The organism is Thainema salinarum CENA647 (assembly GCF_057732415.1).
Genome location: NZ_JBYJZJ010000022.1, coordinates 5,344,585 through 5,361,269, shown reverse-complemented (window position 1 = coordinate 5,361,269; position 16,685 = coordinate 5,344,585). Strand labels below are relative to the sequence as shown.

Annotated in this window: 16 protein-coding genes and 1 tRNA gene; 10 read left to right on the top strand and 7 right to left on the bottom strand. The window is 49.6% G+C overall.

Annotation, left to right across the window (positions count from 1 at the left end; all coding sequences use genetic code 11):
• Positions 1-141 precede the first annotated feature (141 nt).
• Positions 142-408, top strand: a complete 267-nt coding sequence (locus tag AC286M_RS30160; RefSeq protein WP_488207907.1) for a hypothetical protein — start codon at positions 142-144, stop codon at positions 406-408.
• 16 nt (positions 409-424) lie between these two features.
• Here AC286M_RS30160 and AC286M_RS30155 read toward each other — a convergent pair whose 3' ends face one another.
• On the bottom strand, positions 425-1,240 hold the full coding sequence (locus tag AC286M_RS30155; RefSeq protein WP_488207906.1) for a TrmH family RNA methyltransferase: 816 nt from the start codon (positions 1,238-1,240) through the stop codon (positions 425-427).
• A 526-nt stretch (positions 1,241-1,766) separates the two neighbouring features.
• A tRNA-Leu gene (locus AC286M_RS30150) sits at positions 1,767-1,850 on the bottom strand.
• 199 nt (positions 1,851-2,049) lie between these two features.
• Here AC286M_RS30150 and murA point away from each other — a divergent pair.
• The gene (murA, locus tag AC286M_RS30145; RefSeq protein WP_488207905.1) at positions 2,050-3,438 is read left to right on the top strand and encodes a UDP-N-acetylglucosamine 1-carboxyvinyltransferase; all 1,389 of its coding nucleotides are present in this window, start codon (positions 2,050-2,052) and stop codon (positions 3,436-3,438) included.
• A gap of 222 nt (positions 3,439-3,660) precedes the next feature.
• Here murA and AC286M_RS30140 read toward each other — a convergent pair whose 3' ends face one another.
• Entirely contained in the window at positions 3,661-3,852 is a 192-nt protein-coding gene (locus AC286M_RS30140; RefSeq protein ID WP_488207904.1) for a hypothetical protein, read from the bottom strand.
• 157 nt (positions 3,853-4,009) lie between these two features.
• Positions 4,010-6,043: an ABC transporter ATP-binding protein gene (locus AC286M_RS30135; protein WP_488207903.1), complete on the bottom strand. Its 2,034-nt coding sequence runs from the start codon at positions 6,041-6,043 to the stop codon at positions 4,010-4,012.
• Between the two features lie 121 nt (positions 6,044-6,164).
• Between AC286M_RS30135 and AC286M_RS30130 the strand changes: the two genes are divergently transcribed.
• The 7 genes from AC286M_RS30130 to AC286M_RS30100 all read left to right on the top strand — a co-directional run bounded on the left by AC286M_RS30130 (position 6,165) and on the right by AC286M_RS30100 (position 13,424).
• On the top strand, positions 6,165-6,977 hold the full coding sequence (locus AC286M_RS30130; RefSeq protein WP_488207902.1) for a hypothetical protein: 813 nt from the start codon (positions 6,165-6,167) through the stop codon (positions 6,975-6,977).
• Positions 6,978-7,050: 73 nt separating this feature from the next.
• Positions 7,051-7,863, top strand: coding sequence for a hypothetical protein (locus AC286M_RS30125; RefSeq protein ID WP_488207901.1), 813 nt, complete (start codon positions 7,051-7,053; stop codon positions 7,861-7,863).
• Positions 7,864-8,036: 173 nt separating this feature from the next.
• Complete coding sequence (locus AC286M_RS30120) at positions 8,037-8,372, top strand: hypothetical protein (protein WP_488207900.1); 336 nt, start codon at positions 8,037-8,039, stop codon at positions 8,370-8,372.
• A gap of 55 nt (positions 8,373-8,427) precedes the next feature.
• Positions 8,428-10,578 (top strand): FAD-dependent thymidylate synthase, encoded by a 2,151-nt coding sequence (thyX, locus tag AC286M_RS30115; RefSeq protein ID WP_488207899.1) that lies wholly within the window; start codon positions 8,428-8,430, stop codon positions 10,576-10,578.
• Positions 10,579-10,689: 111 nt separating this feature from the next.
• Complete coding sequence (locus AC286M_RS30110; protein ID WP_488207898.1) at positions 10,690-11,424, top strand: DUF4230 domain-containing protein; 735 nt, start codon at positions 10,690-10,692, stop codon at positions 11,422-11,424.
• Between the two features lie 179 nt (positions 11,425-11,603).
• On the top strand, positions 11,604-12,164 hold the full coding sequence (locus tag AC286M_RS30105; protein ID WP_488207897.1) for a hypothetical protein: 561 nt from the start codon (positions 11,604-11,606) through the stop codon (positions 12,162-12,164).
• 270 nt (positions 12,165-12,434) lie between these two features.
• Complete coding sequence (locus AC286M_RS30100) at positions 12,435-13,424, top strand: phosphotransferase enzyme family protein (RefSeq protein ID WP_488207896.1); 990 nt, start codon at positions 12,435-12,437, stop codon at positions 13,422-13,424.
• Positions 13,425-13,485: 61 nt separating this feature from the next.
• Here the strand turns inward: AC286M_RS30100 and AC286M_RS30095 are convergent, their stop codons facing one another.
• On the bottom strand, positions 13,486-13,713 hold the full coding sequence (locus AC286M_RS30095) for a hypothetical protein (RefSeq protein ID WP_488207895.1): 228 nt from the start codon (positions 13,711-13,713) through the stop codon (positions 13,486-13,488).
• 320 nt (positions 13,714-14,033) lie between these two features.
• Here AC286M_RS30095 and AC286M_RS30090 point away from each other — a divergent pair, with 320 nt between their 5' ends.
• Complete coding sequence (locus AC286M_RS30090) at positions 14,034-14,789, top strand: dual specificity protein phosphatase family protein (protein ID WP_488207894.1); 756 nt, start codon at positions 14,034-14,036, stop codon at positions 14,787-14,789.
• Between the two features lie 23 nt (positions 14,790-14,812).
• Here the strand turns inward: AC286M_RS30090 and AC286M_RS30085 are convergent, their stop codons facing one another.
• Entirely contained in the window at positions 14,813-15,898 is a 1,086-nt protein-coding gene (locus AC286M_RS30085) for an XdhC family protein (RefSeq protein ID WP_488207893.1), read from the bottom strand.
• An 83-nt stretch (positions 15,899-15,981) separates the two neighbouring features.
• Complete coding sequence (locus tag AC286M_RS30080) at positions 15,982-16,593, bottom strand: exopolysaccharide biosynthesis protein (protein ID WP_488207892.1); 612 nt, start codon at positions 16,591-16,593, stop codon at positions 15,982-15,984.
• Positions 16,594-16,685: the final 92 nt, after the last annotated feature.

Sequence of the window (16,685 nt, the reverse complement as noted above, 5' to 3'; positions counted from 1 at the left end):
TCCATGCCAAATTATGAAGAATCAAACAATTTTCATGATGATCTGGTTCTGGATCACAATCGGCTTGGCAAATTCAGCCGCAGAATTGGGCATGTTGAAAATAGATCATAAGTTTTGAGGAGGCTTCCCAAAACGATGGCTATGAGTCAATCTGAAGCTCGACGTGCCGCCATGCAGGCGTTTGAGGAGTCTCTATCTCAATTGCAGAACACGCTGCAATCCGAGGCAGCAGACAACCCGCCTGTGGCTCCAGTTCGCTCTGAACAAAACGCCAACCCTGCGGCTGCGAAACAATCACCCCAAGCAAGCCGCGAAAAGCCTCGCTCCTCTCAGTTCACCCTAGAGGAGCTAGAGGAAGCTGTTCAGGACATCGAAAACTATATGCGCTATCAAGCTGAAGGATATTAAGCTTAACCCGTCCCGATTAATCCCGCCGCTGTCGTTTCGCTTCATACAGCACTAACGCTGCCGAAATCGTCACGTTGAGCGATTCAACGCCGGGACTGAGTGGAATAGTGATCGACAGATCCGCTAGATCCGTCAAGTCTGGCGATAAACCCGCTCCTTCATTGCCCATCAGCAACAGGGTCGGCGATCGCAAATCGACATCCCAGTAAACCTGGGCCGCATCTGGGCGCGTTGCAATAATTTGCACCCCCTGCTGCTGAAGCTGTCGTGCGATCGCAACTGGCTCGGCACAGGTCAGAATCGGAGCACGGAACCACTGCCCAGCCGAAGAACGCAGCACTTTCGGGTGATCCACATCCACGCTGTCCGCACTGACCCAAAGCTGGTCAATTCCGGTGGCTGCGGCTGTCCGAATAATGCCGCCCAAATTACCAGGATCTTGTAGCGTTTCCAGCATTAGCCCTAAGAATGCCTGGGACGTGCCAAGTGTCCGATCCCCAGACGCATCCTTTTCAGATTCAGATATAGCAGTGCGACGGGGCGCGGTGGCAACAACGCCATCTGGCTGCACGGTCGTCGCCAGAGCGGCTAAGACATCAGGACTAACTACCTCAATCCGCTCCGCTTGCTGCTGCACGGTCTGCCATAGGGCAGGATACCGCTGCTGCCACTCCTCGGTATGACACACCACTTGGAGAGGATACGCAACGCTACAGGCTTCTTGAATAAGATGGGTTCCTTCGAGTAAAAACTGCTGCTGCTGTCGTCGCCCCTTTGTGCGGTGCAGCTTACGAATGGCTTTGATCAGGGGATTCTGGAGACTCGTCAGCATTCAGTTATGGCCTTACGTCATCGGGTCAAGACAGATAGTTTTTGAGAAGCTGTGCTCTGTGCAACTTCTCAAAAACTATCTGTCCAGTTTTAAGCGGATAGTGCTATATCGAAACTAGTTGCAGCATGGATTTCGATATGAAAAATATGGATCAACTTGGGTGGCCCAGTTTAGCGCACGGCTGATTCAGCACGAGCTAATTCAACACTAAATTAGAACCATTGAAAATTGATCGGGATTGATCAGTTTTTTGTTGCAAAACAGCAAAAAATCATAAGAAAATCTAAGTTTTCGCCAGATGGCTCTGAAATATGCATCTGATGCTTTTAGCTCAATACCTCAGGCAGCAGAGCCATAATTTCAACACCGTAAGGGTTATGTGATTGAGGTAAGGCAGCAGAGATCAAAGTGCAATCGCAGCTTAACTCTACATCTACATTGGCCCAACCGTTAGCAGCAGCATAAGTACGGCTGTAGGTATCTGGGGCCTTAGCTCAACCCACATCGGCTTTACAGCCCTTTGAGATGCGGAACCCGGGACTTGAACCCGGAAGTCCTTGCGGACACTAGAACCTGAATCTAGCGCGTCTACCAATTCCGCCAGTTCCGCTAGCGTTACTCGGTACAAAATGTACCGCGATTTATAATCATTCAGCATTATTGCCATTTCGTCAACTGTATAACGGGTAGAAAATCAAAAAATGTTGACGACAAATTTCCTATCTTCCGCTATAAATAACAAGATTCGGGGTAGACACCCCATGTCTTTCAGGTAGAATCTAGACGAATTTATACCTGATTTAGTCTTAATGCTGGAGGATAGAGCCATTAATCCCTCTCTCGGTCTATCAGATAACTCCCCATCCTCGGCAACGGGTGATGCGGCGCTGCGAATTCGCGGCAAGCGCCAGCTCAGTGGACATGTCAATATCAGCGGGGCCAAGAACTCGGCATTGGTCATCCTCGCAGGCACCTTACTGTGCTCACAGGAATGCCGAATTCGCAACGTTCCGAATTTAGTTGACATTGCTCGCATGAGTGACGTTTTGTTGGCTCTAGGAGCAAAGGTCAAGCGTCACCAAGATACTCTTGAAATCGACTCACGCCATATTGTCCATTCTCGCGCACCCTATGAGATTGTCAGCCAGTTGCGGGCAAGCTTTTTCGTAATTGGGCCACTGTTGGCCCGTCTAGGCGTGGCGCGGGTTCCTCTGCCGGGTGGCTGTGCCATTGGTGCTCGACCGGTTGAACTGCACGTGAGAGGTCTTCAGGCGCTGGGCGCAGATGTGCATATCGATCACGGCACAGTTCACGCTGCTATTCCTGGCAATCGTCGCCGCCTCCAGGGAGCGAAGATTTATCTGGACTATCCCAGCGTTGGCGCAACCGAAACGCTGATGATGGCCGCCACCCTAGCTGAAGGTGAAACTATCATCGAAAACGCCGCTCAAGAGCCAGAAGTGGTTGATTTGGCAAACTTCTGTCGAGCAATGGGTGCGCGCATCCGTGGGGCTGGCACAAAGACGATCGTGATTTCGGGTGTTCCCAGCTTGCACAGTACGGACTATGCCATCATTCCTGACCGAATTGAGGTGGGTACGTTCTTGATAGCAGGAGCTATTACCCAGTCGGAAATTTCTCTATCTCCCGTCATTCCAGACCATATTGCAGCCGTAGTTGCCAAACTGCGTGAGATTGGCGCACTTGTGCAAATGGAAGGAATGAACCGCATGCGCATCACTCCGGGTGAGCAGCGGATAGCGACCGACATTAAAACACTGCCCTATCCTGGCTTTCCTACTGATATGCAGGCTCAGTTCATGGCGCTTTTGACGCTGAGCGAAGGCAACAGTATCATCACTGAAACTGTGTTTGAGAATCGACTGCGCCATGTCGCAGAACTACAGCGGATGGGAGCTGATATTCGCGTGAAAGGCAACAATGCGATAGTGCGTGGGGTTCCCTTTTTGTCTGGGGCACCAGTTGTAGCCACGGATTTACGCGCATCTGCTGCATTAGTGCTGGCTGGATTAGCGGCTGAGGGGGAAACAATTATTCAGGGCCTACAGCATCTTGACCGAGGCTATGAAAATCTAGAGCAGAAACTACAGCAGCTAGGTGCTGAAATCGAGCGCATTCACCATAGTGCTGAGTCGCCTGAGGCATCATCTGTCAAATCGCCAGGAATAGTGCTTTAGGCATTGCTCAATCTAGCTATAAATTGTGATGTGGAGCGGTGCTCTCACATCACAATTTATGTTTAAAACCAGCCATCTCGTGCTTTAAGGCAATCTGTAGCGAGCTAGTCAAAGCCACAAAAAAGCGAAGTCATGCTTACATAAGCATGACTTCGCTTTTTATGTGCTTCCCATTCAGTGGCTAGGCTTTACAGGTAGCACTACGCAAGCAACGTAGATTGCTTAGCCCTCACCACCTTCACCGCCTTCTGCTGGTGGAGTTGTTTCTTCTGCTGGAGCAGCTTCATCTACTGGAGCGGCTTCTTCTGTCGCGGGATCTTCTGTCGTTGGTTCTGTGTCGCTAGGGCCGCAGGCAACAGTGGTTGCAGCTACTACTCCGAGAGCCATCAGAAGCTTAATTAGCTTGGAATTCATGGAATACTCCTCAATCAAATGGATGTAAAGAATTTAAATTGAGCTAAGTATACTATGATGACCCAAATTTAGGCGATAAGGTCTACCTTGAGATAGATTTCATCTATGACCAGTATTCTTTGTTATATTTCTCTGAGGATTCTGCTCACGTAAAGTATTAAGTACCTAGCATTTGCAGACGATATAGGCTAGCGTATAGCCCTTCTTTCGCTAACAGCTGTTCATGGCTACCGGACTCAATGAGCCGACCCTGCTTCAGCACCAGAATTCGATCCACATTGCGGATGGTTGATAAGCGGTGGGCGATGATGATGGCTGTGCGGCCTTCTAGGAGGGTATCGAGCGCCTGCTGAATCAATGCCTCAGTGCCGACATCTAAGCTGGCTGTTGCTTCATCGAGTACTAAAATGCTGGGATTGCGAATCGCGGCCCGGGCAAAGGCCAGCAGTTGTTTCTGGCCGCCTGATAAGTTAAGTCCCCGCTCCCGCAGTGATGTTTCGTAGCCCTGGGGTAGTTCTTCAATGAAGCGGGCAACATTAGTTTGTTCCGCTGCAGCGCGAATTTCAGATTCAGAATAGCTTTCGCCCAAGCTAATATTGCTTTTCACGTCACCAGCGAACAAAAAGCCATCTTGTAGAATCACGGCCATTCGATGCCGCAGGTCAACCTGCCGCATATCACGGATATCTACCCCATCCAGCAGAATACGCCCTTGATTGATGTCATACAGACGGCACAGCAGCCGAATAATCGAGCTTTTGCCTGCACCTGTGGGGCCAACCAAGGCTACTTTTTCGCCTGGAGTGATGGTGAAGTCGAGATCTTGCAGGACATACTCATCCGGCTTATAGCCAAACCAAACGTGATCAAACCGAATTTCGGCTGGAGCAGGGGGACGACCTGACAGGAGCGATGGCGAAGCGGGTGTGTTTTGAGATGTAGACGTAGACGTAGATGTAGATGTAGATGTGGCCGATGCGATCGCACCTGCCCCTCCTATTCCCGCTCCACCCATCGCGGTTGCGAGTCCAGCTTTACCGTCCGGTAAATCGCTTTCCTTTTCCTGCTCAACCTGATCCATGAACGATTGATGATCCGGCAGTTCAGGCTGAAACAATCGGTTCTCAGCAGCGGGATCGATGGCACCCGGATCGCGAATTTCGATCGGCTCAGCCAGCAAATCATTTAAGCGCTCAATTGCCGTTAAACCCGCCTGAATTGCCGTAAACTTTTCGGCAAACTGCCGCAGCGGATCAAATAAACGCTGGGCATACAGGATAAAGGAGGCCAAGGTACCAATTGCCAGCGTCTCGCGCAGTACCAGCACCCCACCCAGCCAGAGGACGGCTGCGATCGCAATTAGCGCCACCCACTCCAGCGTGGCCGATACCGCTGAATCGTAGAAAATCGTGCGATCCACCGCATCCACGTAGCGCTGGTTAATCTTGCGAAACAGCTTGCTGTTGAACTGCTCCCGCCGAAAAAGCTGCACAATGTTGATGCCCCCAATGTTTTCCGTTAGGTTGGCATTCAGTACCGATAGCTCCTCCCGCGCTTTGTAATTGGCCCTGCGGTACTGCTGCTGGAAGTAGACAATCAGCCCCATCACCGGAAACAGCATCAGGATCAGCAAAATCGCCAACTGCCACTGGAGAAAGATCATGGCAACTGCGATCGCAAGCATGGAAAACAAATCGCCGACGATGCCGATTGCTCCCGTCGAAAATACATCGCCCAGCGCATCTACGTCACTGGTCAGGCGGGTGATCAGCTTACCAACGGGCGTCCGGTCAAAAAAGCGCGTCGCTAGGGATGTCACATGCTTAAACAGGTCATCGCGAATATCTGCCGTCATCCGCTGGCCTACTTCCTGCACCAGGTAGCCCTGCACACCCGTCAGCACTAGCCGCACAGAAACGGTAATCAGCAGCAGCAAAATTAAGATATTCAATCCGGTTTGCAGCTGCCGACCCTCCAGAAAACCGGCAACGGGTTCTCCCCGAATCAGTGAGATCGCCTGCCCAATCAAAATTGGCTGCAATGCACCTGCGATCGCAAGGGGCACCAGCGCCACCATTGACCAAATCAACAGCCGCTTATTTTGCTTGGCATAGGGTATGAGCCGCTGAACCAACTGCCAGTCAGACCGATTTTGCCGATTAAAGCGAGATAAAAACGAGGATGCAGTCATCTGTCCGTCAAATGCCGAATTGAAAAGCCTTTAACCCAGAGTAACGCAGCGCTAGCGACAGCGTGATCTCACCCCCCAGCTTGGGCAAGCTAACAGCAATCACCACATTGCGAGACTCTTCATGCAATCTCAACCTAATATCCAGCAACCTCGCTCCGTCTTGCCGCCTCAAATCCTCCAGGTTAAGCCTGGACAGCTTTCGACTGTTTTTGCTATATCGCTCGTTGTCGCTTCGTTTTATTTTCAGATGCCAGCCTATGTGTTCTATCCCCTTTTGCTGGTGGGTATGTTGGGATTGCTGACGTTCTCAAACTACACGACGCTGCTGAACTCATTCACAGAAGAGGGCGCACCGCGACCAATTCCGGCCAATTTTGCGGCTAAGATGGCGGAACTTGAAGCAGATGCCAATCAAATGCGGCAGCTTGGCTTTGAGGAGTTGGATCGACACTACATCAAGCGCAACTTTGATGGCCTACGCATTGTGTTGAGCCACCAGCAGCGACCGATTTATTGGAACCTAACCCATTTTGTGAAGCGGCTTACCTATTCGGAACTGTTCACGTCATTTGAAGACGGTTCGTTTCTCTCTACCACGTCGGTGAGTAGCGGCAATATGCCCTTGGCTGAGGGAATCTATATGCAGTGTTTAGAACGCGCCCAGCCTTCTCAGCTTCTGGAAGCGCATCAAGATGCATTAGAGATTTTGATGCAGTACGGTTATGTTCCCGTTAATTGTTTAACTGAGCAAGACGCTCTACGCAGTTTTGGCCGAGATGTCGAACGCCAAGTGGTTAGCCACGTCATGACGGTGCCCCTGTGGCCGCTAAAAATGACGTTTTGGGTTTTATTTAAAGCGGGCCGAAAATATTGCGTTCCCCTACGCGAACAAATTGCGAACAATACGACGAAAATCTTTCCTATTACTGCTTAAAAGTAGTTCGATAAGTAGCCACATATAAATAAATGTAGCTACTTACAAGGCAATTGATTCTTTAAGTTTCCTTATGAGATCCCAATTTGATTCCCAAACTCCTCGCCCGATTTTGCCTATCTACTTTTTAAGGCTCAGATTTGGAGCACTCATTATCATCTTTACTGCCTCGATGCTTGCGGCGTATATCTATTTCCGCCTGTCCTTTATCGTGTTTTATCCGATTCTACTGGTCGGTTTGCTAGGACTCGTGACATTGTCCAATTATGCAAATTTGTTTAACGCTTTGGTGGATGAGGGCGCACCACGTTCAATTCCATCCAAATTCACTTTCAAGATGGCAGAGCTTGAGGGAGAAGCGAACCAGATGCGACAGCTTGGATTTGAGGAGTTAGATCGACATTATATTAAGCGTAGCTTTGACGGTTTACGGATTATCTTCAAGCAGCAGCAGCGACCAATCTACTGGAGTCTTATTCATATAGTCAAAGATCTAACCTTTTCTGAACTTCTTACATTTTTTGAGAATGGCTCAGTCCTTTCTACAACGTCTATTTATAGTCGTGATTGGCCTATACCTGAAGGTATTTACGTACAGCGCCTACAAAATGCTCGACCCAATCAGCTTTTAGAAGCACATCAAGATGCTCTCGAAATTTTGATGCAATATAATTATGTTCCGGTTCCCTGTCTTACTAAGCAAGATGACTTGCGCCAGTTAACGGTAGAGGTTGAGCGCCAGGTGATCCGCCAAGTCATGGAAATTCCGTTCTGGCCTTTACGCATGTCGTTCTGGACTCTATTTAAAACAGGCCGAAAGTACTGTGTGCCCTTGCGAGAACAAATTGCCAACAATACGACGCAAATTCTTTCAGTCGAGAGCTGAATGGCTAATTGGACGAAAGATTCTATAGGTTGTTGAAACACGATTTTCTAGAGTTTTGGTGGATTTAGGCAGGAGATTTTCCCTTAGTATGGGTAGGCGGATTGATTACGTGCTCAATTCACCGTGTTTAATCCGCTATTGACGACCCGTAATACATCAGACTCGTTGTACCCATGCCCTCCACAATCCAGCTCAACTTAGTCGAAGGTTCCGTCAGCTTTAGCTTTACGCAAGCCGCCGCAGAGGAGCTAAAGCAGGAGATTGCTGTTCTCATGAATAAACTGAAAGCGGCTGCCGCCTCCATCGGCAGTCGGCCAGAACCTCAGCAGCCAATGGAATATCGGCATACGGGTGATGTTTTCTTAGAAGTGTTTTGCAATCCCAATATTTGGCCCAGTCCCTTTGCCGCCAAGGTGCTGATCACTGTGCGCGATGAGCGGATTCGCTTGACCACTGAAGCTGAACTGACTCGCGTAATTGAAGATCTCAACCAGTTTTTAGATCAGTAGCTCTAAGCTTGGCTTCTGATCATGAGCATCCAAAAGTTGTCTATTAAGATTTGGTGTGCGATCGCAACTCCAGAACTGCGATCGCAGGTATGCTAAGAAACCCTGTCGAGTTAGACGCACCGTCATGGATCGCTTTACCGTTGAGGTTATCGCTCAAACCCCCAATCCGCAGCAGACAATTTACGCTGCCATGCACCAGGACTATTCGGAAGCGTTCGTTTGGAATGAACGCGATCGCTGGCCCAACGAAGAAAAGTGCGGCGAAATTGTGATCACCAATTTGCTCAAAGGCGGACGTGGCCACTACGGCCCCCTAGAGCATCCCCAGATTGTGCTGAACTGCGGCTGGTTTCCTCACTCCACCATGCAGCAAATTCGGACTCATCGGGTCGGCGTGAGCTTTGATGTCCAGTGCCTCGCTGGTGATACTGAAATCACGTTTGTTCATGCCTCTGGCGGTTTGAGAAAGTACAAAATCGCAGAGCTTTACGATTTGTGGGCAAACGGTGAAAAAGCAATCCGCGATCGCAACATTCGTGGACGCAATGGCGAACCACCCGGTCAATATCGGCGCGACTGCAAAACTCGCCTCAAAAAGATGCGCCTGCGGGTGCTGAATGAAGAAACGGGTTACTTTGAAACGAGCCATATTCGCGATGTGATGTGCAGCGGAGTACAACCTGTTTACCGCTTGACAATGGAAGATGGCAGAACGCTGGACTGCACCACCAATCATCGCCTATTGACAACCCAAGGTTGGCAAACGATGGGTGAAGCCGTCGGTTTAGAAACAACGGCAAGCGGCGAAGTTGTGGGTATGACTCGCCAGTGTGCCGTAATGGCAAACGGTGTCATAGCGGTTGGGACAGGACTGTATCGCGATCGAGTGTGGCTGAGCCAACAAATTGAGCGCGGATTGACAACCCAAGAAATCGCCAACTTGGCCGAATGTTCTGAAACTACGGTCAAAGATTGGGCAAAGCGCTTTGAGCTAAAGCTCAATCAGCCAAATACCCAGTTTCAGCCTGGTCAAAAGCCCTGGAACTACAATCCCAATGCTCTGTATCGCAATCCGCAATGGCTTGAAGAACAGTTGCAGAAAGGTTTGCATGTTGATCAAATTGCTCGGCTGGCTGGCTGTTCAGTTGAGGCAGTCAAAAAATGGGTTTACCATTACGGATTCTCTTTGAATAAGCGACCAACTCCTTTCCAAAAAGGGTTTACACCTTGGAATAAAGGTAAGCCAGGATATCAGTTAAATCTATCTGCAAATAGTATTGAGCGCCGCCGGGAAAACGCGGCGAAATACACCAAGCGTGGGGCAGAATCGAATTTTTGGAAAGGAGGAACATCCGACGAGCGAGAGCGAATTGGCGCGTGGACTCGCCAAGTTGCACCGCAGATCCATGAAAAATTTGATTATATTTGCCAGCGCTGTGGCATCCGAGGCGGTCAGCTTCACGCTCATCATCTTGTCCCAGTATATGCAGATGAATCACTGGCCTATGAGTTTGGGAATCTAGTCAGCCTTTGTAAGAACTGCCACGAATATATTCATCACAACCATTTAGAAGCTGATTTTGCAGCGGACTTTCAACCCATTACCCAGCCACAGGCATGGAGTCCTAAACCAAAACCCAATGAACGCAAGCTGAGAGCCCATGCCCTGTGCGTTATTCGGGTTGAATATTTAGGTTGCCAAATGACCTACGACCTCGAAGTCGAGGAACCCTGGCATAACTTCGTTGCGAATGGCTTGGTTGTTCACAACTCTTTCCGGTACACGGGGAGCCGTATCGTTGATGTTGTCAACGGCAAACGCGATATCGAAGACGTGTTTTACCTGCGTCCCATTGGGAGCTATACCGACCGCCAGGGCAAGCACTATGACTATACCGAAGAATTGCGGCGGCAGGATCTGGAATGGTGCTTGGAAGCCTGTCGCCGCTACAAAACGCGGATTGATCAGGGTTTTGCTGAAGAGCATGCCCGTGGCCTGATTCCGTTCGATGTGCGGCAACACTGGGTCTTATCCGCCAATGTGCGATCGCTCATGCACCTGCTCGACCTACGCTGGAAAGCCGATGCCCAATTGGAAGCCCAGAAGCTCTGTGAATTTATCTGGCCGCACTTCCAAGCTTGGGTACCTGCGATCGCAGATTGGTACGAAACCAATCGCCTCAAGAAAGCCCGCTTGTCGCCTTAATCAGTAATCGGTAATGCCAGCAACGCGGCGATGCCGCGTTGCTGGCATTTATATGAGTTAGCTTGTACCAAAGAATTTTGACCTACAATCAGAACAGGATTAGGGGCAGCCATGAAACAGCACTATTCTCCTGGTATTTTGAGTGGGCCAATGCGCGTTATCAAACACTTTTTGTCATTGGGTACAAATGCGATCGCAGTTTGCCTACTGCTGCTGTTGCTGGTTGCTACTCAGCGGGATGGCCGATTTTGGCAGGGGTTGCGCGTCATGCTGTCGCCTGCACCATCAGAGGCTAAAGCCGATGTGCGCTCAGTTGTCCTTCAGCAAATTCGGGGAGCCAGTGAGCTGACGACAGCGGTATTTGGCATGGAATCCGTTGTGCCTGCCCACCGCGATCGCACCATTGCCGGATACACCATTGGCAAAACCACATTGCTCTACATTGCCTATGGCGAGGTGCGGGCTGGGGTTGATTTGAGCGCGATTACAGCGACCGATATCCAGGTCAGCGGCGATAGCGTTCAAGTGCAACTGCCACCTGCCCAAGTTCTCGACAGCAAAATTGATGTCAACCGCTCTCAGGTCTACGACTATGACCGGGGATTGTTTAGCCTCGGCCCCGATGCGGCCCCAGAACTTCAGTCTCTGGCTCAACGGGAATCGTTAGCAAAACTGGTCGATGCGGCCTGTCAGCAGCAAATTTTGATGGAAGCCAATCAAAAAGCGGAGCTTGCCGTCACGCAGCTATTGATGACAGCGGGCTTTGAGACTGTGCAGGTAACAACTCAGCCTATAGAGGCAACGGATTGCGCGGCTCCAGCAGCAACTGAGTTAGGCGCTCTCTAGTTTTTTCAGCATATTTTGGTGCGAGTTTTAGCGGTGTTGGCCAAGCCAACACCGCTAAAGCGTATAAGAAGGCAATCCTTCACGATTTCATTACCTGAGTTCACGGAGAGTTCATTTGGATGCTCCAGAACCGTCTGGATTCCTACGTAGAGTGAAGAACCCCAGACCGAAATCTCCACATGCTTTCATCGTACTTTGCAACTGTATCTACTGCCGGATCAGCAGTCCTACCACCTTCAGCTGTACATACCAATCCATCGCTAGCGCTGTCTCCTCACTGCACAGGTGGCCTGATTCTCTCTGGACGATTTTTTAATGATTTAGTTTGGCCAGGTGCGAGTTTAGCCACGCCCAATTCATTTGCTTGTCAAACCATCTATGTCATTGGTCAGGTCAAATACAGCCGGACAACATCAATGGCGGCTTGGCAATTTGCCAAAGTGCAACGAATTCAAAGTATCCAAATTCTGGAACGCATTGTAGCTGAATCGTCTGCCGTCAAGCGGGCCAATCAGCTCTATAGTTTCCTCTGCCGTCGGTTTGGCTTAGAATCTGTGCAAACTGTGCCGCTGGATGCGATCGCACGTTTAATTGCCGTTTCGGTTGATGAAGTCGAAGCGGCTCGAACTCGCTATCTCAACTATCTCAGCCAACAAGCTAGCCAACAGCGCATCAGCCAACCCAACTTCTTGAGCTGGCAGCGACAGCTTTATCGACGGCAATCTGCTACCAACCCGTAACTATTCGGTAGTGGTATTCAGGTAATGATTTTGAGGACTACCACTGATGCATGTTTGCCTGTACGTATTTATTAGACTTTATCGGAAATTGTTTTGTAGCGCGGCGGGGCCGCGCTACAAAACAATTGCCAACCCCCAGAATTTATTTCCAATGAAGTCTATTAGAGAGATTGGTATTGGCAAATGCTAGGAAAACCTGACCTGTGAACAAAATCTCCCAGGTATGATTGATAGGCAATGGGTTCGTCCCCACGCTGTGGGGAACCGTGCATGGTTAGAGATCTCTTTCCGGTTGCCTATTCAACACTTGCGCCTGATGCCTTAATTCAGCAAGTTCTGTCTCAGTACGAAGTTAGCTCCATTACAGGCTGTCATTTTTGGCATCGTGGGCTGAGTGATGTTTACTTAGTCGAAACGGAAGCCACACAGTATATTCTGCGGGTGTCCCATCACCACTGGCGTTCTCGGAGCGAAATTGAGTTTGAGCTACAGTACCTAGACTTTTTGCGATCGCACCATTTACCGATTGCATACCCATTGCTCACAGTCAATGGTGACTTGCATGTTGCGATCGCGGCTCCCGAAGGTGAGCGCTTCGCTTCGCTGTTTATCTATGCGCCTGGAGAAGTGGCCTTTGGCGATCTTAATGCAGCTCAGGCTTATACCCTTGGCGAAACGTTGGGTAAAGTGCATCAGGTATCCTGCCAGTTTAAAACCAGTATCCAGCGGCAGCCACTGACGCTGGATTATTTGCTGGATGGCGCGCTGGAAAATATCGCGCCATTTTTGCAGCAGCGCCCGCATGACGTGGAGTTTTTAGAAGACACGATTGCTCAGCTTAAGCAGGAGCTAGAGGGCTTTCCCAAAGAATCTCCCTACTGGGTGGTGTGCTGGGGCGATCCCCACAGCGGCAACGCGCATTTTACCCCTGATAACCGCGTTACCCTATTTGATTTCGACCAGTGTGGGTACGGTTGGCGTGCCTTTGAAATGGCCAAATTTTTAGAAATATCTCTCCGCACAGGTACAAGCCGTCGCATTCGCGATGCTTTTTTTGAGGGTTATCAAGATATTGACCCGCTGATAGAATTTGAAATTAATAGGCTGCAATCCTTTACTCAAGTGGCTCATTTTTGGGTCTGGTCAATCAGCCTTAACTTCGCCAAAATGCACAACTTTAGTCGTTTGGATAACAGCTATTTTTCCCTGCGAATTGAGCGACTTAAGCGGCTTAAAGCTCCAGAATGGCAGCTTTTTTAGTCGCTGCTTTTCCCAGCAACCTAGATTACTTTTGCCAGGCTAGCATAGCCTGCTCTATCAGTTATTCAACCACCCGCAATAGTCCGCGACGCAGGGCATCGAAGACTCGATTAATTTGATTTTGGTCTTCAAGACTCAAAGCATCTTTAGATAACAACAGCGTCATTAAACGTTGCTGATCACTGCGCGTAATTCTGCGGTTATTGAAAATTTGCTCAACGACAGCAGACACAGCGGTAGATGCCGGCTGAGACGATTGTTGTTGTTGTTGATAAGCTTGCGCGTACATGGAACCCCGAAATCCAGCGAAACCCTAATGACAATTGAGCTGATATACTCATCCAATTTAGTAACAGTTTAGCGAGACCATACCCATTTTTTGAGTGATCTATATCACCTTGAATTTAAATTCCGTGTAATCACTTGTGGCCTTTTAAATTCAAGGAAAAAGCATCGTATCAACAATCATATTCACGTAAATTATTGGAAATTCAAAGACTAAATAAACACCCGAATTTACGTATTATTTCTGATTCATCTGAGGGGATTATGTCTACCGTCACATTTTGTACCTTATATCCATCATTAGAGTCTTCAATGCATTTGTATATGTTGGAGAACCTAAGTGCGATCGCAAAAATTGCTAGCCCAGTTCCGGCAGAGGAGTTAACGGTGCAGCTTTGGTCGAATGTGATTACGCAGCACCATAGCGAAGGGGAATGGCACGCCGTCGATCTGCTCTACCACGGGCAAGACGCCTCAGGGATCTATCACTTTCAGAACGATATTCGACCGACTAGCGACGGCCTGTTTGAGTATACCTACCGCGTCCGGCCTAAGTTTCAGCCGGATCAGTGGCAGTGGGGCGGTGGATTCCAGCAAAATGGCCAGCTCCATATTCATTTACCTGCACCTGGTGCCCAATGGACACAGGGGCCAAGCTATGCCGAAATTTTGCCTTCGGTCTATGTCGGTAACTTTATTGCTGCTTCCCAAGCTGAGTCACTAGGCATTGATGCCGTTCTGAATATGGGGGAAGAACTCAATCTAACCTTTGCGCCAGAAGCGGGAATTGCTTACTGCAAGTTAGGCACGCGCGATGGCGCTCAGCACCCCATCGCAGATGAACTGATTCAACGTGCGATCGCATGGATTGAAGAACAGCGGCAGCAAGGCAAGCGCAAAATTTTGATTCACTGCCGAGCCGGAATTGGCCGCAGTGGCTCAATTGGCGTGGCCTACTGTTTCTCACAAAATCTCCACTGGAGCTATCAGCAGGCGCTCGACTATGCCTGGAGCAAAAAGCCCGATATTTATCCTCATCGGCAACTGCAAGATAGTCTGGAACGATTGTTTCCCCGATGAAGCAACTTGATAAATCGCTGGTATCATCCACTGCGGCGGCGTATTTGGATCAGTTCTGCAACGATGCTAATTGCGATTTCTTCTGGAGTGAGCGCACCGATATCTAGGCCGATTGGTGCATGGATAGCTCTGATCACTGACTCGGTAATTCCTTTTTCTCGTAACGATTGGAAAACCATCTGCGATCGCTTACGGCTGCCAATCATGCCCAGATAACGGACGGGTAGCTGAGCATGATGCGTCAGCAAACTGGTAAGCGCTGCGACATCGTAGGAATATCCCCGCGTTACCAACGCCACGTAACTATTCGGGGAAAGCGAAAAATGAGCAAGTGCAGGTGCGATCGCACCGGGCAAGATTTGCGTATTCGGCGGCAAACGATCTGGGGTGGCCCATTCGGGGCGTTCATCCTGAATGGCGATGCGGAATCCTGCAAAGTGAGCGGCTTGAGCGAGGGCAATTCCTACATGTCCCGCCCCTACAATCAGCAGCATTGAGTCGGGGCGCAAGGGTTCAATGAAGGCTGATATGGTTGGCGTTGAGTCGGAAATAGGTGAGGGGATAGTTAAGGGAACAGTTGCGATCGCGGGTTGATTGGCTAGCTGACGATCATCAAAATCTGAAACCTGGCTCAGTACTTGGTGATTAACAAGATACGGCAGCGCCTGCTTGGGGTGAGTCGATGGAGCAGTGGCACCAACCCACTCAACGAGCGGTGTCACCAGGTAGGGGAGCAACGATTGGCTGGTGTCAGACAGAACAGTGATAATTTCGCGAACGCGGTTGACGGCTATCGATCCAGACCACAGCCCAAGCCAAACCTGCATGCACCCACCACATACTCCCTGAGTAAGGCGATGAGTTGCGCCTGATAAATCAATTTCGACTCGCTGAGGGTGTCCCGTCTGCAGTGTTTCTCGTGCAGCTTGAATCACTTTAGCTTCACCTGCACCGCCGCCAATTGTGCCAGCCGTTTCACCATTGGCCCAAATCAGCATTTTGGCTCCCACCTCACGCGGCACCGAACCTGTGGCGCTGATGACGGTCGCCATCACCACATCTCCCTGCTGAAGCTGATGGTGCAACCGTTGAAAAAGCTGAATGCTCATTGACCGTCTGATTCCGTAAACAGAATCCAGATTTTACCCAAAGTGCCACGATCAATTTGCTACCAGGATTGCACCCACTGAAACTAGCGCAGGAGCAAATCAGGTGCTTGCCACAGGCCATAGCTCAGAAGCGCAAACATACTCGTAATTAACCCTGTTAAGACATAGCCAACGCAAATCAGCAGTCCATCGGCTTCCAAGGTGGCCACAACAAAAATGAGAATACCGATTGTGGGAATTGGATTGGTCAATGGAATCGGCGTCATCAGCAGTAGCGTCAGCCAGGTGATGCAAGCACCATTGATTTGCCAAATGTGTGTGCTTTCGGCCAGCTTAGTTAACCGGGGTCGGACAAATCGTTCTGTAAACCGTGTCACTCGCTTGAGATTATGCAAAATTTGCTGAGCTAGCCGTGACGGAAACTGAAATTGAGCTACCCGTCGCGGTAGCCAAGGAGAACGTCGTCCCAGCGTCATTTGTACCGATAACAGTAGGCAGGCTGAGCCCAAAATCGTCGTCAATCCTGGCGGCATTGGAAACAGAAAAGGTAGAACCAGTAGCCCAATGACTAAGCTGAATCCTCTTTCCGACGTTGTTTTCAGCACGTGAGATAGCGTCAGCGGATGGTGCGCTAGTTGCTCAAGTAAGGTTTTGATTTCCTGAGAGAACTTAGGCTGATGAGAATTAGAATCCATACACTACGAAAGGAGCATAATCAGTGCCATTATTAAACTCCACTGGCGTAACATCGTTTTCCAAAACTGTAGAAGTGGCATAACACCCTGAT

Excerpts from the sequence above, each read along its gene's own strand:
- AC286M_RS30160 (WP_488207907.1), top strand. The coding sequence starts at position 142 with ATGAGTCAATCTGAAGCTCGACGTGCCGCCATGCAGGCGTTTGAGGAG.
- AC286M_RS30155 (WP_488207906.1), bottom strand. The coding sequence starts at position 1,240 with ATGCTGACGAGTCTCCAGAATCCCCTGATCAAAGCCATTCGTAAGCTG.
- murA (WP_488207905.1), top strand. The coding sequence starts at position 2,050 with ATGCTGGAGGATAGAGCCATTAATCCCTCTCTCGGTCTATCAGATAAC.
- AC286M_RS30140 (WP_488207904.1), bottom strand. The coding sequence starts at position 3,852 with ATGAATTCCAAGCTAATTAAGCTTCTGATGGCTCTCGGAGTAGTAGCT.
- AC286M_RS30135 (WP_488207903.1), bottom strand. The coding sequence starts at position 6,043 with ATGACTGCATCCTCGTTTTTATCTCGCTTTAATCGGCAAAATCGGTCT.
- AC286M_RS30130 (WP_488207902.1), top strand. The coding sequence starts at position 6,165 with ATGCAATCTCAACCTAATATCCAGCAACCTCGCTCCGTCTTGCCGCCT.
- AC286M_RS30125 (WP_488207901.1), top strand. The coding sequence starts at position 7,051 with ATGAGATCCCAATTTGATTCCCAAACTCCTCGCCCGATTTTGCCTATC.
- AC286M_RS30120 (WP_488207900.1), top strand. The coding sequence starts at position 8,037 with ATGCCCTCCACAATCCAGCTCAACTTAGTCGAAGGTTCCGTCAGCTTT.
- AC286M_RS30110 (WP_488207898.1), top strand. The coding sequence starts at position 10,690 with ATGAAACAGCACTATTCTCCTGGTATTTTGAGTGGGCCAATGCGCGTT.
- AC286M_RS30105 (WP_488207897.1), top strand. The coding sequence starts at position 11,604 with ATGCTTTCATCGTACTTTGCAACTGTATCTACTGCCGGATCAGCAGTC.
- AC286M_RS30100 (WP_488207896.1), top strand. The coding sequence starts at position 12,435 with ATGGTTAGAGATCTCTTTCCGGTTGCCTATTCAACACTTGCGCCTGAT.
- AC286M_RS30095 (WP_488207895.1), bottom strand. The coding sequence starts at position 13,713 with ATGTACGCGCAAGCTTATCAACAACAACAACAATCGTCTCAGCCGGCA.
- AC286M_RS30090 (WP_488207894.1), top strand. The coding sequence starts at position 14,034 with ATGTTGGAGAACCTAAGTGCGATCGCAAAAATTGCTAGCCCAGTTCCG.
- AC286M_RS30085 (WP_488207893.1), bottom strand. The coding sequence starts at position 15,898 with ATGAGCATTCAGCTTTTTCAACGGTTGCACCATCAGCTTCAGCAGGGA.
- AC286M_RS30080 (WP_488207892.1), bottom strand. The coding sequence starts at position 16,593 with ATGGATTCTAATTCTCATCAGCCTAAGTTCTCTCAGGAAATCAAAACC.